Origin of the sequence: Buchnera aphidicola (Protaphis terricola) (genome assembly GCF_964059145.1) — a bacterium.
In the GTDB taxonomy this organism is placed as follows: domain Bacteria; phylum Pseudomonadota; class Gammaproteobacteria; order Enterobacterales; family Enterobacteriaceae; genus Buchnera; species Buchnera aphidicola_BP.
On record NZ_OZ060405.1, the window covers coordinates 1 to 14,951 of the forward strand.

The 14,951-nt window shown below is 23.9% G+C and carries 15 protein-coding genes; 12 read left to right on the forward strand and 3 right to left on the reverse strand.

What is annotated here, in order from left to right; all coding sequences use genetic code 11:
* The first annotated feature begins 276 nt into the window (after positions 1-276).
* From mnmG to AB4W67_RS00045, 9 genes are all read left to right on the forward strand, one after another.
* The gene (gene mnmG, locus AB4W67_RS00005) at positions 277-2,172 is read left to right on the forward strand and encodes a tRNA uridine-5-carboxymethylaminomethyl(34) synthesis enzyme MnmG (RefSeq protein WP_367682541.1); all 1,896 of its coding nucleotides are present in this window, start codon (positions 277-279) and stop codon (positions 2,170-2,172) included.
* 101 nt (positions 2,173-2,273) lie between these two features.
* Positions 2,274-3,092 (forward strand): F0F1 ATP synthase subunit A, encoded by an 819-nt coding sequence (gene atpB / locus AB4W67_RS00010; RefSeq protein WP_367682542.1) that lies wholly within the window; start codon positions 2,274-2,276, stop codon positions 3,090-3,092.
* Between the two features lie 42 nt (positions 3,093-3,134).
* A complete protein-coding gene (gene atpE, locus AB4W67_RS00015) occupies positions 3,135-3,374 on the forward strand; it encodes a F0F1 ATP synthase subunit C (RefSeq protein WP_367682543.1) in 240 nt (79 codons plus the stop codon).
* Between the two features lie 101 nt (positions 3,375-3,475).
* Positions 3,476-3,964: a F0F1 ATP synthase subunit B gene (locus AB4W67_RS00020; protein ID WP_367682544.1), complete on the forward strand. Its 489-nt coding sequence runs from the start codon at positions 3,476-3,478 to the stop codon at positions 3,962-3,964.
* Positions 3,965-3,982: 18 nt separating this feature from the next.
* Positions 3,983-4,513 carry an ATP synthase F1 subunit delta gene (gene atpH / locus AB4W67_RS00025; protein ID WP_367682545.1) on the forward strand — a complete coding sequence of 177 codons (531 nt, stop codon included), beginning with the start codon at positions 3,983-3,985 and terminating at the stop codon, positions 4,511-4,513.
* 11 nt (positions 4,514-4,524) lie between these two features.
* Positions 4,525-6,057, forward strand: a complete 1,533-nt coding sequence (gene atpA / locus AB4W67_RS00030; protein ID WP_367682546.1) for a F0F1 ATP synthase subunit alpha — start codon at positions 4,525-4,527, stop codon at positions 6,055-6,057.
* A gap of 51 nt (positions 6,058-6,108) precedes the next feature.
* On the forward strand, positions 6,109-6,978 hold the full coding sequence (gene atpG, locus AB4W67_RS00035; RefSeq protein WP_367682547.1) for a F0F1 ATP synthase subunit gamma: 870 nt from the start codon (positions 6,109-6,111) through the stop codon (positions 6,976-6,978).
* A gap of 21 nt (positions 6,979-6,999) precedes the next feature.
* Positions 7,000-8,397 carry a F0F1 ATP synthase subunit beta gene (atpD, locus tag AB4W67_RS00040; RefSeq protein WP_367682814.1) on the forward strand — a complete coding sequence of 466 codons (1,398 nt, stop codon included), beginning with the start codon at positions 7,000-7,002 and terminating at the stop codon, positions 8,395-8,397.
* Positions 8,398-8,413: 16 nt separating this feature from the next.
* On the forward strand, positions 8,414-8,836 hold the full coding sequence (locus AB4W67_RS00045) for a F0F1 ATP synthase subunit epsilon (protein ID WP_367682815.1): 423 nt from the start codon (positions 8,414-8,416) through the stop codon (positions 8,834-8,836).
* A gap of 101 nt (positions 8,837-8,937) precedes the next feature.
* Here AB4W67_RS00045 and gyrB read toward each other — a convergent pair whose 3' ends face one another.
* The 3 genes from gyrB to dnaA form a co-directional block, all read right to left on the reverse strand.
* The gene (gene gyrB / locus AB4W67_RS00050) at positions 8,938-11,343 is read right to left on the reverse strand and encodes a DNA topoisomerase (ATP-hydrolyzing) subunit B (protein ID WP_367682548.1); all 2,406 of its coding nucleotides are present in this window, start codon (positions 11,341-11,343) and stop codon (positions 8,938-8,940) included.
* Between the two features lie 69 nt (positions 11,344-11,412).
* On the reverse strand, positions 11,413-12,513 hold the full coding sequence (gene dnaN / locus AB4W67_RS00055) for a DNA polymerase III subunit beta (RefSeq protein WP_367682549.1): 1,101 nt from the start codon (positions 12,511-12,513) through the stop codon (positions 11,413-11,415).
* Positions 12,514-12,517: 4 nt separating this feature from the next.
* Positions 12,518-13,873, reverse strand: a complete 1,356-nt coding sequence (gene dnaA, locus AB4W67_RS00060; RefSeq protein ID WP_367682550.1) for a chromosomal replication initiator protein DnaA — start codon at positions 13,871-13,873, stop codon at positions 12,518-12,520.
* Positions 13,874-14,211: 338 nt separating this feature from the next.
* Here dnaA and rpmH point away from each other — a divergent pair, with 338 nt between their 5' ends.
* Genes rpmH through yidD form a run of 3 tightly spaced genes read left to right on the forward strand, consistent with a single transcriptional unit; the run spans position 14,212 to position 14,950 of the window.
* Entirely contained in the window at positions 14,212-14,355 is a 144-nt protein-coding gene (gene rpmH / locus AB4W67_RS00065; protein WP_367682551.1) for a 50S ribosomal protein L34, read from the forward strand.
* An 11-nt stretch (positions 14,356-14,366) separates the two neighbouring features.
* Positions 14,367-14,714 (forward strand): ribonuclease P protein component, encoded by a 348-nt coding sequence (gene rnpA, locus AB4W67_RS00070; protein ID WP_367682552.1) that lies wholly within the window; start codon positions 14,367-14,369, stop codon positions 14,712-14,714.
* Complete coding sequence (gene yidD, locus AB4W67_RS00075; RefSeq protein WP_367682553.1) at positions 14,693-14,950, forward strand: membrane protein insertion efficiency factor YidD; 258 nt, start codon at positions 14,693-14,695, stop codon at positions 14,948-14,950. The genes rnpA and yidD overlap by 22 nt, the downstream gene beginning before the upstream one ends.
* Position 14,951: the final 1 nt, after the last annotated feature.

A 14,951-nucleotide genomic window follows, 5' to 3' on the forward strand; every position in this document is an offset into this window, starting at 1 on the left:
TTATACACAGTTAATTAGTGTTAAAAGTTCTTTGATTATCAATACTCAATGTTACTTATCCACAGATTTTGTATTTACTAATAATAATAAATATATATTTTTATTTTTTATATTTTTTTATAAATATAAATAATATAATAAATATTAATTAAATAATATAATATTAACTATAAATTAAAATATTGATATAATTATTTTTATTGTTGTTATAGATGTTATCTTGATTAAAATATTAATACTGTATAATATATTTAATATTTTAAAAGGTTTTATAGTATGTTGCAGTTAAATTCTAAAAATTTTGATGTAATTATTATTGGTGGAGGACATGCTGGGATTGAAGCTGCTTCAGCTTCTTCTCGAATAGGTTGTAAAACATTATTGCTAACTAAAAGTATATCAGATATTGGTGTTTTATCTTGTAATCCAGCTATTGGTGGAATTGGGAAAAGTCATTTAGTAAAAGAAATAGATGCTTTAGGTGGTATTATGGCTAGAGCAATTGATTATTCTGGTATTCAATTTAGAGTTTTAAATAAAAAAAAAGGACCCGCTGTTCAATCTACTAGGGCGCAAGCTGATAGATTATTATATTCTAAAAATATAAAGAAATTACTAAATAAAGAAAAAAATTTATTAATTTTAAAAGCAGAAATAAAAGATTTAATTGTTAAAAATTATAAAGTTATAGGTGTGTTAACTCAGAATGAAATAAGTTTTTATACTAAATCAGTAGTATTGTCTACAGGTACTTTTTTAGGAGGGAAAATACATATTGGTTTAGAAAATTTTTCTGGCGGAAGAAGAGGAGAAAAAGCATCTATAGATTTAGCATCTCGATTAAAAGAATTACCTTTTCGTGTAGGTCGTTTAAAAACAGGAACACCACCAAGAATTGATTTAAATACAATTAATTTTAAAGATTTATTTATACAATACGGAGATATACCTGTTCCAGTTTTTTCTTTAATAGGAAAATCTTCAGATCATCCTCAGCAAATACCGTGTTATTTAACGCATACAAATGAAAAAACACATCAAATAATACATGATAATTTAAATAAAAGTCCAATATATCAAGGTATTATTCAAGGTTGTGGACCGAGGTATTGTCCATCTATTGAAGATAAAATAGTTCGTTTTCCTGATAAAATATCGCATCAAGTGTTTTTAGAACCAGAAGGTTTATCTAGTTGTAAAATATATCCTAATGGAATTTCAACCAGTTTGCCATTAAATATCCAAAAAAAAATGGTACATTCTATAAAAGGCTTAGAAAAATCTAAAATTATTTATCCTGGATATGCTATAGAATATGATTTTTTTGATCCTAAAGATTTAAATTTAACTTTAGAAAGTAAATGGATTCAAGGTCTTTTCCTAGCTGGTCAAATTAATGGCACTACTGGATATGAAGAAGCTGCAGCTCAGGGGCTTTTAGCAGGTTTAAATGCAGGATTATATGCTAAAGATCAAAAACAATGGTTTCCTCAAAGAAATCAAGCTTATTTAGGAGTATTAATCGATGATCTTACAACACAAGGTACTAATGAGCCATATCGCATGTTTACATCACGTGCTGAGCATAGATTAATTTTAAGAGAAGATAATGCGGATTTACGTCTTACTGAAATTGGTCGAAAATTTGGATTAATAGATGATTTTAGATGGATACATTATAATAATAAATTATCAAGTATTCACTCTGAAATAAAGCGATTGAAAAAAACTAAAATATGTATTAAATCTGTACATTCTAATATTTTAAAAAAATCATTTAATATTTTATTAAATAGAGATACTAATATTTTTAATTTATTAAAACGACCAGAAATAACATATAAAAACTTATCTGATTTAAATATTTTTCATTCAGATATATTTAATATAGATATTATTAATCATATAGAAAATGAAATTAAGTATGAAGGTTATATTAAAAGACAGTTAGAAGAAATTAGTAGACATTTAAAAAATGAAAATACTTTTTTATCGCCTAAATATGATTATACAAAAATAAAAGGTTTATCAAACGAAGCAATTTCTAAATTAAATGATTATAAACCGATTTCCATTGGTCAGGCATCTCGTATTTCTGGTATTACTCCTGCATCTATATCTATTTTATTAATACATTTAAAAAAAGAAGCTGATAAAAAATTTATGTTATAAATTATTTATATAAATTAATAAATTTTAAAATATTTATTTTAAATTAAAAATTTCATATTTTTTAGTTTAAATTTTATATAAAATAAAATTGAGAATAAATTATGTTTTTACAAAAACTATCTGATCCTCATAAATATATTAGTCATCATTTAAGTCATTTACAAATAGATTTAATAAATTTTAATATTGTACAACCTGGAAGTGTATCTTCTTATTTTTGGATTTTAAATCTTGATTCAATTTTATTTTCTTTTATATTAGGGTTTATTTTTCTCACTGTATTTTATATAGTATCAAAGAAAGTTACGACTGATATCCCAAATAAATTACAAGTCAGTGTTGAGTTAATTTTTGAGTTTATATCGTCTAATGTAAGTAATATGTTTCAAGGTAAAAATAAACTTATTGCTCCACTTTCATTAACAATTTTTATATGGATTTTTCTTATGAATCTTATGGATTTAATTCCTGTTGATTTCATACCAATATTTTTTGAAAAAATATTCCATGTTTCAGTAATACGTATTGTACCTTCTACAGATGTAAATATTACTTTATCAATGTCATTATGTGTTTTTATTTTAATTTTATTTTATAGTATTAAAATAAAAGGAATTTTTGGATTTTTTAAAGAACTAACTTTACAACCTTTTAATCATCCTGTATTTTTTATTTTTAATTTTTTATTAGAATTTATCTCTTTATTATCTAAACCTATTTCATTAGGATTAAGACTTTTTGGAAATATGTATTCTGGTGAAATGGTATTTATTTTAATTGGAGGTTTACTCCCATGGTGGTTACAGTTTTTCTTAAGTGTTCCATGGGCTATTTTTCATATTTTAATAATTTTTTTACAAGCGTTTATTTTTATGGTATTAACAATTGTTTATTTATCAATTGCTTCTCAATCTCATTAAGGTAATGTTAAACTATAATCCTATTTTAAAACGGGGTTTATAATGGATAATTTAAATGTTGATATGTTATATATAGCAGTAGCTATTATGGTTGGATTAGCAGCAATTGGCGCTGCAATTGGTATTGGTATTTTAGGCGGAAAATTTTTAGAAGGAGCAGCAAGACAACCTGATTTAATTCCTTTATTAAGAACACAATTTTTTGTAGTAATGGGGTTAGTTGATGCAATACCTATGATTGCTGTAGGTTTAGGTTTATATATGCTTTTTGCAATTTCTTAAATTTATATTTTCAATTTAATTTTTAAGAAAAAGTAAAATCTTTACGTGTTCAATATAGCGTAAAGATTAATTATTTTATTTAAAATATAGGGTATATAACTGTGAATCTTAATGCGACAATTTTTGGTCAAGCTATTTCATTTTTTTTCTTTGTTTGGTTTTGTATGAAATATATATGGCCTCCTATTATATTGGCGATTGAAACTAGACAAAAAAAAATTAAAGATACATTGGATTCTTCTAAAAAAATTAAACAGGAATATCTTATTATTCAAAAAAAAATGAAACAAGTAATTAAAGATACTAAAATTCAAGCTTCTTTGATTTTAAATGAAGCAAATAAGCAAAAATTAATTATTTTAGAAACAGCAAAAAATCAAGCAATTGAAGAAAGTAAAAAAATTTTATCAAAAAATCAATTAGAAATTGATATTCAAATGATGCATGCTCGTCAAAATTTAAAAAAAGAAATTTTAGATCTATCTTTTTTAATAACTGAAAAAATTATTCAAAAAAATATTAAAAACAATATAAATAAAGATTTTTTAAATAACGTTATAAATTCATTATCAAAAATTGATAAAAAATAGTATAGAAGGTAAAAATTTATGTTATTTGATACTATTGCAAGACCTTATGCTCAAGCTATTTTTGAAATAGCTATCGAAAGTAATTCTATAACAAAATGGAAAAAAATATTAATTTTTATCAATCAAATTACTTCATTAAAAAGAATTCAAAAATATTTATCTGGTTCAATTTCTCCTAATTATTTATCATCGTTTTTTATATTTGTTGGTGGTCATCATTTTAATAAAAATGTAAAAAATTTAATAAAGTTGTTAGCTCAATATCAACGTTTTAAAATATTTTATTATATATTAAAACAATTTTTAAAATTAGAAATGTCTTATAATAAAATAAATGTTATTAAATTAAAATCAGCATATATTTTAAAAAATAATCAGATTAATAAAATACGTATTATTTTAGAAAAAATATTCGCTTCTAAAATTAAATTTATATATAAAATTGATAAGCGTATACTTGATGGTATAATTATAAAAATACATGATCAAGTTTTTGATTTTTCTATAAAAAATAATTTAAAGCAACTATCTTTAGTTTTAAATGTTTAAGAGAATAATATATGCAGTTAAATCCTACAGAAATTAGTCAATTAATTAAAGAAAGAATTACTGAATTTAAAGTATTCAATCAATCTTATAATGAAGGTACTGTTATATCTATTAATGATGGCATTCTTAAAATTTATGGTCTTTCTGATGTTATGTTAGGGGAAATGATTTTATTAGATAATAATGAATATGCTATTGCTTTAAATCTTGAAAGAGATATAGTTGGTGCTGTTGTTATGGGTCCTTACATTCATATCACTGAGGGTATGAAAGTTCGATGTACAGGAAAAATTTTAGAAATCCCTGTTGGAAAAAATTTTTTAGGTCGAGTTGTCAATGCATTAGGTTCACCTATTGATGGAAAAGGCGCTATAGAATATGATAACTTTTTACCAGTAGAATCAAATGCTCCAGGTGTGATTGAGCGTATATTAATTGATCAGCCAATACAAACTGGTTATAAAGCAATTGATTCTATGATTCCTATTGGACGTGGACAACGTGAGTTAATTATTGGAGATCGTCAAACAGGAAAAACAGCACTTGCAATAGATACTATTATTAATCAAAAAAAATTTAATATTCCATGTATTTATGTTGCTATAGGACAAAAACTTTCTACTGTAATTAATGTTGTAAAGAAATTAGAAGAATATAATGCTTTATGTAATACTATTATTGTTGTTGCATCTGCTTCTGAGGCTGCTTCATTGCAATATTTATCAGCATATTCAGGTTGTTCTATGGGGGAATTTTTTCGAGATCAAGGCAAAGATGCTTTAATTGTTTATGATGATCTTTCTAAGCATGCAGTTGCTTATCGTCAAATTTCTTTATTATTGCGTCGACCTCCTGGAAGAGAAGCTTTTCCTGGAGATATTTTTTATTTGCATTCTCGCTTATTAGAAAGAGCTTCTCGTGTATCTCAAGAGTATATAAAAAAAATTACTAAAGGCAAAGTCATTGATAAAACAGGATCATTAACAGCTTTACCTATTATTGAGACTCAATCTGGTGATGTATCTGCATTTGTTCCAACTAATGTGATTTCTATCACTGATGGTCAAATATTTTTAGAATCTAGTTTATTTAATTCAGGTATTCGACCTGCTGTAAATGCTGGAATCTCTGTTTCTCGTGTTGGTAGTTCTGCTCAAACACAAATTATTAAAAAATTATCTTCAGGAATTCGTACTGCATTAGCTCAATATCATGAACTTGCTGCTTTTTCTCAATTTGCATCAGATTTAGATCCTACAACGAAAAAACAATTAATATATGGTCAAAAAATTACAGAATTACTTAAACAAAAACAATATAGTTCTTTAAGTGTTGCTGAACAAGGTTTAATTTTTTTTATTTCAGAAAATAATTTTCTTGATGATATTCCAATTGAAAAAATATCTCAATTTGAGAAAGATATTTTAACATATGCAAATCATTATCATATAGATTTAATGAATAAAATAAATCAATATGGAAATTTTAATCATGAAATAAAATCAGAACTTATGAAGCTGATAAAAAAATTTAAAAATTCTTAATTTTATATTTTTTAAAATGTAAAAATATAATTTTAAAAAAGAGATCACACTATGAGTATAAAAGAAATAAAAAATCAAATATATAGTGTAAAAAGTACAAAAAAAATTACTAAAGCAATGGAAATGGTAGCGTTATCTAAAATTCGGAAAACAGAAGAACGAATGCGGTTAGGAAGACCTTATTGTAATATTATTAAAAAAGTAATTGATCATATTATCCAAGGTAATTTAGAATATAAACATAGTTATTTAGAAAAAAGAAAAATTAAAAAAGTTGGTATCATTATTGTTTCTACTGATCGAGGTTTATGTGGTAGTTTAAATACAAGTCTTTTTAGAAAAGTATTATTAAAAATAAAAAAATTCATGAGCAAAAATATTTCTTGTGATTTAATATTATTTGGTGTAAAAAGTTTATCTGTATTTAAGTTATATGGAAATTCTATTCTTGCTCAAGTAACTAACATAGGAGAAAATCCAGATTTATCAAAATTAATAGGATCTATACAAATTATTTTAAAAAAATATCAAAATAATGAAATTGATCAAGTGTTTGTTGCTTATAATAAATTTCATAACAAATTATCTCAATATCCTACAATTACTCAATTAATTCCTTTATCTGCTGAAAATAAAATATCATATAATAAAAAAAAATGGGATTATTTATATGAACCAGAGTCTAAATTAATTTTAGATATATTATTTGATCGGTATATTGAATCGAAGGTTTATCAGAGTATTTTAGAAAATATTGCTAGTGAACAAGCAGCACGTATGGTAGCTATGAAAACTGCAACAGAGAATAGTAGTAATCGAATTGAAGAGTTACAATTATTGTATAATAAAGCTCGTCAAGCCAGTATTACTCAAGAATTAACTGAAATTATTGCTGGAGCTTCAGCAGTATCAGTAGAATAAAATTATTTAGAGGTATTAATGATAATTACTGGAAAAATTATTCAGATTATTGGTGCTGTAGTGGATGTTGAATTCAATCAAAATTCAGTGCCTAAGATATATAATGCTTTAGAAGTAAAAAATCAAACGAAAACTCTAATTTTAGAGGTTCAACAACAATTAGGATCTGGTATTGTTCGAACAATTGCAATGGGTTCTACTAATGGTTTGAAAAGAGGTTTAAATGTTATTAATCTCGGGCATTATATTAAAGTACCAGTTGGTCAACCTACATTAGGTCGAATTATAAATGTATTAGGTGAGACTATTGACAATCAAGGACCATTAAAAAACATAAATTCTTCTCAAATAGAATATTGGGAAATTCATCGAACTCCTCCTAGTTATAGAGAACAATCAACATCTCAAGAAATATTAGAAACAGGGATTAAAGTAATAGATTTAATTTGTCCTTTTTCAAAAGGTGGAAAGGTTGGTTTATTTGGAGGGGCTGGTGTAGGAAAAACAGTTAATATGATGGAATTAATTAGAAATATTGCAATAGAACATTCAGGTTATTCAGTATTTACTGGAGTTGGTGAAAGAACAAGAGAAGGAAATGATTTTTATCATGAAATGAAAGCTTCTCAAGTATTAGATAAAGTCTCTCTTGTATATGGACAAATGAATGAACCTCCAGGAAATCGATTACGAGTTGCTTTCACAGGATTAACTATAGCAGAAAAATTTCGTGATGAAGGAAAGAATGTTTTATTATTTATTGATAATATATATCGATATACTTTAGCTGGAACTGAAGTATCTGCATTACTTGGAAGAATGCCATCCGCAGTTGGATACCAACCTACTTTATCTGAAGAAATGGGTTTATTACAAGAAAGAATCACTTCAACAAAAAAAGGATCTATTACTTCTATTCAAGCAGTATATGTTCCAGCAGACGATTTAACAGATCCGTCTCCTGCAACTACATTTGCACATTTAGATTCTACAGTAACGTTAAGTCGACAAATTGCATCATTAGGTATTTATCCGGCTGTTGATCCTTTGAATTCATCAAGTCGTCAACTAGATCCTAGTATTGTTGGTGATGAACATTATAATACAGCACGTGAAGTACAATCAGTATTACAAAGATATCAAGAATTAAAAGATATTATATCTATCTTAGGGATAGATGAAATTTCTGAAGAAGATAAAAAAATAGTTTCAAGAGCACGTAAAATACAGAGATTTTTATCACAACCCTTTTTTGTAGCAGAAATATTTACTGGTTCTCCAGGTAAATATGTATCTTTAAAAGATAATATTCGTGCTTTTAAAGGTATTATAGAAGGTGAATTTGATCATTTACCAGAGCAAGCATTTTATATGGTTGGCGGCATTGAAGAAGTTGAAAAAAAATCAAAAAAATTATAATAAATATTTTTTGGATATATTTATGGATTTTCATTTAGATATTGTCAGTGTTAAAGAGAGTATATTTTCCGGATTAGTAAAAAAAATACGTATATCTGGAAGTGAAGGAGAAATGGGTATTTACCCAGGACATTCTCAATTATTAAGTATAATTAAACCAGGTATAGTATATATATTTCATAAAAATAAAACTGAAGAATGTCTTTATATATCTGGAGGAATATTAGAAATTCAACCTTTTGTTGTTTCGATTTTGGCGGATGTTGCTATTCGAGGTGCAGATTTAGATCGAAAACGTATCTTAAAAACTAAACAACAAGCTGAAGAATATTGTAAAAATATAGATAAAAATATAAATAAAAAAGATATTTTGCTAAAAATATCTCATGAAATTGCAAAACTTCGTGTACTTGAAATAATGGATAAATTTAAGCAATAGAAAATAGTCTATTCGCGGCTGGTTTTCCTGCCGCAATTAATTTATAAATATTTTTTATAAATATCAATAATTTATTAAAAGGAGAGAGTATAAAAAATTGTTTAAATATCTATATTACTTGCATTTAAGGCATTTTTTTCTATAAATTTTCTTCTAGGTTCAACTGCATCTCCCATAAGTGTATTAAATAAATTATTTGCTGAAATGGCATCATGAATTGTTACTTGTAACATATTTCTTGTTTCAGGGTTCATTGTTGTATGCCATAATTGATCAGGATTCATTTCACCGAGTCCTTTATATCGTTGTATAAAAAAATTTCTTTTAGATTCATTGATTAACCATTCTATAGTATTTTTTATATCATTAATTATATAAATTTTATCTTCTTTTTCTATAAAATTTTTATACTTTTTAAATTTTTTAAATTTTTCTCCTAATAAAATAATTGAAAAATATTCTTTGCTATTTATAAATTGATTTGTAAAATCATATTGATAACGATATTCATATCTAGATGCAATAATGCTTGGTTCAAAAATATTTTCTTTTTCATTAATTTTCGATTGATAAAATGTATTATTTTTATCTTTTTTATTTAATTTATTTATTAGTTGTTCTATCCATATTAAAACTTTTTCTTTATCTTTTAAATTATTTAAATGTGGTTGATAAATTAATTCATTCAATATTATTTCAGGAAAATAACTATTACTTTTTTTTGTGTTTATTTGAATTTTATTAAATTCATAGATAATTTCTTTAAATATTTTTATATTTTGTTCAATTTTATTTTGTTTTTTATTTTTTATAATTAAATTTTTTAAAGCATACTTAATTTGGTATTTTTTCATTTCTTCATCATTTTTAATATATTTTTCTTTTTTTCCTATTTTAATTTTATATAATGGAGGTTGAGCAATATAAATATATCCTTTTTCAATTAGTTCAGGTAATTGACGATAAAAAAATGTTAATAATAATGTTCTAATATGTGCTCCATCAATATCTGCATCTGTCATGATTATAATATAATTATATCTTAATTTTTCTAAATTATATTCGTGTTCTCCAATACCACATCCTAACGCTGTTATAAGCGCTGCTAATTCTTGAGATAATATCATTTTATTAAATTTTGATTTTTGTACATTTAATATCTTTCCTTTAAGCGGTAAAATTGCTTGATTTTTTCTATTTCTACCTTGTTTTGCAGAACCTCCTGCAGAATCTCCTTCAACTAAATAAATTTCTGATATTTTTGGATCATTTTCTTGGCAATCAGATAATTTCCCAGGTAATCCTCCTAAATCCAGCATATTTTTTCTTTTATTTATTTCTCTAGCACGTTTTGCTGCTTCTCTTGTTTGTGCCGTGTTTATAATTTTTTGAATTATAGCTTTTGAATCACTAGGGTTTTCTAAAAGATATTCAATTAAATATTCATTAATTAAGGATTCTATTACTGATTTTACTTCAGATGACACTAATTTATCTTTTGTTTGTGAAGAAAATTTAGGATCAGTTAATTTAATTGATATAATTGCAGTTATACCTTCTCTTGTATCTTCTCCAGTGATAATAGTTTTATGTTTTTTATTATATCCTTCACGTTCAATATGTAAATTTAATGTACGTGTTACTCCTGATCTAAACCCCGCTAAATGTGTACCTCCATCTTTTTGAGGTATATTATTTGTAAAACAATATATATTTTCTTGATGTGATTCATTCCATTGAATAGCTACTTCTAATTCAATATCTTTTTTAAAAGATTTAAAATAAAATATTTTTGAATTAATTGTTAATTTATTTTTATTTAGAAATTTGATGAAAGTTTTAATTCCACCTTTATAATGGTAATGATCTTCAATATTATTTCTATTATCTTTTAAATAAATAGAAATACTAGAATTAAGAAAAGATAATTCGCGTAAACGTTTTGATAAAATTTCATATTGAAATGTTGTTTTATTTGTAAAAGTTTTATAACTGGGCCAGAATCTAATATATGTTCCTGTTTTATTAGTTTTTCCAATTACTAATAAAGGTGATTTTGGTATTCCATTTTGATATATTTGTTGATATTGTTTTTGATTTTTATAAATAATTAATTTAAGTTTTTCTGATAAAGCGTTAACTACTGAAATACCAACACCATGTAATCCACCAGAAATTTTATAAGAATCATTATTAAATTTTCCACCTGAATGTAATATAGTCATAATCACTTCTGCAGCTGATATTTTTTCTTCGTGATGCATATCAGTTGGAATTCCTCGTCCATCATCTTCTATTGATACAGAGTTATCTTTGTGAATAGTAACTATAATTTCTTTACAAAAACCTGCTAATGCTTCATCAATAGAATTATCAACAATTTCAAAAACCATATGATGTAGACCACTACCATCATCAGTATCACCAATATACATTCCTGGTCTTTTTCGAACTGCATCTAACCCTCTAAGAATTTGAATATTTGAAGAGTTATAATTATCTTTCATGTTTATTCCTATTTTTAAAAAACTAAAATAAATATTTCATATATTTTTACTTTATAAATTTTTTATCGTTTAATGTTTTAATAACATTATTACATAAATATCTGAAAAGTTATTTTCTGATTGAATTTGTATTGAAGATTGAGTTTCATTAAAAAATAATAAAATATTTTCACTTTGTATTACCTTTAATACATCTAGTATATAATAAACATTAATTGATATTTCAATTGTATCGCCAAAGTATTCAATATTAAATTGATCTTTTGCAGTTTCTTCATCTTGATTGTAAGATACTGTTTTAAGTATTCCGTTATTAATATTTATTTCAATACCAGAAAATTTTTCATATGATAAGATAGAAGTACGTAATAATGATTTTTTGAATAAATGGTTATTAATAATAATAGGTTTATTTAATTTTTTTAATAAAACATTATTATAGTTTGGATATTCTCCGTCAATTAATTGTGTAGTGAATATTAAATTATCTATATATATTCTTAAATGAGTATTACCAATTAAAATATGTAATAATTCATTTTTTATATTTAATAATCGTAATATTTCCATAACTCCTTTATTTGGAACAATAATTGAAAAAAAATTTATTTTTTCTTTTAATAAAACATATGATATTGCTAATCTGTATCCATCTGTTGCTACACTTTTAAGATGGTTATTTTTTTTTTCAAACAACATACCATTAAGGTAATATCGAATATCTTGTTTACCCATAGCAAATTCAGTTTTTAATATCATATTTTTAAAAATATCTGATGATATATAAAAATCAGAATGATAATTAAAATTTTGATGATTAGGGAAATTATCGGCTGTTATAGTTAACAATATATAACTACTGTTTTCAGAAAAAATATATATTTTATTTTTTTTTAATTTTATTTGGATAATTGAAGTTTCTGATAAATTTTGACAAATATTTAATATCTTTTTTCCTGAAATTGTTATTTTTCCTGGTGTATATTTAGTTGAAATATAGATTTTTGAAATTATTTCTATTTCTAAATTTGTTGCAGTTAAAGATAATATATTATCTTTCATTTCTATGAGGATATTTTCTAAAATAGGATGTGAGCTATTTTTTACTAGTAGCCGACTAATTTTTTTTAAATTTTTAATTAAAATATTATTTTGAATAGTAAATTGCATAATTTTACCCTGATAGGGTTCTTATTAAATTTGAAAAATCTTCTTTAATATCATGATTTTCTTTACGTAAATGTTCAATTTTACGACAAGCATGCAATACTGTAGTATGATCTCTTCCATTAAATGCATCTCCAATTTCTGGTAAACTATGTTTTGTTAGTTCTTTTGATATAGCCATAGCTATCTGTCTAGGTCTAGCTATTGATCGAGATCGTCTTCTAGATAATAAATCTGATACCTTAATTTTATAATATTCTGAAACTTTTTTTTGGATATTATCAATAGTAACAAGTTTTTCTTGTAAAGTTAAAATATCTCTAAGTGATTCTCGAACAAATTCAATAGTAATAGTTTTATGGCTAAAATTAGAATTAACAATTATTCTATTTAAAGCTCCTTCTAATTCACGTACATTAGAACATAAATGTTTTGCAATAAAAAAAGCAATTTCATCAGGTAAAAAAATATTTTTTTCATCAGCTTTTTTAATTAATATAGCTACTCTTGTTTCTAATTCTGGGGGATCTATAGAAACAGTTAAACCCCATCCAAATCTAGATTTTAATCTGTCTTTAACACCATTAATTGCTTTTGGGTATCGATCTGAAGTTAAAATAATTTGTTGATTTTCTTCTAAAAGAGTATTAAATGTATGAAAAAATTCTTCTTGAGAACGTTCTTTATGTGCAAGAAATTGAATATCATCAATAAGTAATGCATCTACTGAACGATAATATAGTTTAAATTTATCAATAGCATTGTTTTGCAGTGCTCTTACCATATCTTGAACAAAACGTTCAGAATTCATATAAATAATTCTCATATTATATTTATGTGCTAATATTTGATTTCCAATAGCATGAAGTAAATGTGTTTTACCTAATCCTGTACCTCCATATAAAAATAATGGATTATAAGAATTTCCAGGATTATTAGCCACTTGTAAAGCTGCTGCTCGTGCTAATTGATTAGATTTACCTTCTATAAAGTTTTCAAATTTATTTTTTTTATTAATATTAAATTGATAATATGGTTGCGATGGACTATTTTTTTTTTCTTTTATATTAATTTTTTTAATATTATTTAAAATATTTTTTTTAAATTTTTTTTCTTTCGAAGTTTGATATACTTTAAATGTTATTAATAATTTATTAGGATCATAAAAATCTTTTATTGCTTTTTTAAAAGTAATTAAATATTTATCTTTTACCCATTCTAAAACGAATCGATTTGGAGCATATATTTCTAAAATATTATTATTTAATTTAGTTTTTAAAGGGCGTATCCACATACTAAATTCTGTAGATGGTAGTTTTTCTTGTAATCGACTAAGGCATTTTTTCCAAATACAAAGTGACACAGTATACTCCAAGTAAAAATATATAAAAAATATAATTATTTTTTAAAAAGTAATATAAAATCATTTGTTAAAAAATTAAATTATATAACTTTAAATATGTAAATGTTATAAAAGGGTATAATATATTTTATTTATTTTTTATTAAAGATTAAGGTTAAATTTTACTTTTATAAATTAATATTTATTGATTAAATGAAATAAATGTAAAAATAATATAAAATTATAATAAAGAATAAAAAGACAATAATTCATTTTTAATTGATTTTTTTAAAATCTTTTATTTATATTTATATAAAAAAATTATCAAATTATATTAATTATTTTATGGTGTATAAAAAATGAAAAGAACTTTTCAACCATCAGTATTAAAGCGTAATCGTTCACATGGATTTAGAATCCGAATGTCAACTAAAAGTGGTCGTTATATTTTATCACGAAGACGTTCTAAATTAAGATCACGTTTAAGTGTTTCTAGTAAATAATAAGGTTTAATATGATATTAAATTATTTTTTTAAAAAAAAATCTAAATTATTAAAATCAATAAATTTTAAATATGTTTTTGAGAAAAATTATATGCAAAGTAATTTTGAATTAGTTATTTTAGGACGTTCTAATTATTTAGGATATCCTAGATTAGGTATTAGTATACCTAAAAAAAATGTTAAATATGCATATAAACGAAATATAATTAAAAGATTAATTCGAGAAACTTTTCGTCTATTGCAATATAAATTAACTTCTAAGGATTTTATAGTAATAGCTAAAAAAAATATTATTTCTTTAAATAATAAAAATATAATTAATATATTGGAGACTCTATGGTTAAAATATCATCATTAATTATATATTTTTTAACTCATATTATTTTAATTTATCAGTATTTTATTAGTCCTTTTATGCAATCTCATTGTCGTTTTTATCCGACTTGTTCAACATATATGATTTGTTCTTTGCATAAATTTGGAATAATTAAAGGTATAATTTTAACAATATTTCGTTTGTTTAAATGTCATCCATTTTATAAAACTGGATATGACCCAATATCTTTTAGAACAAAAGATAAAAGTGAATATTAAT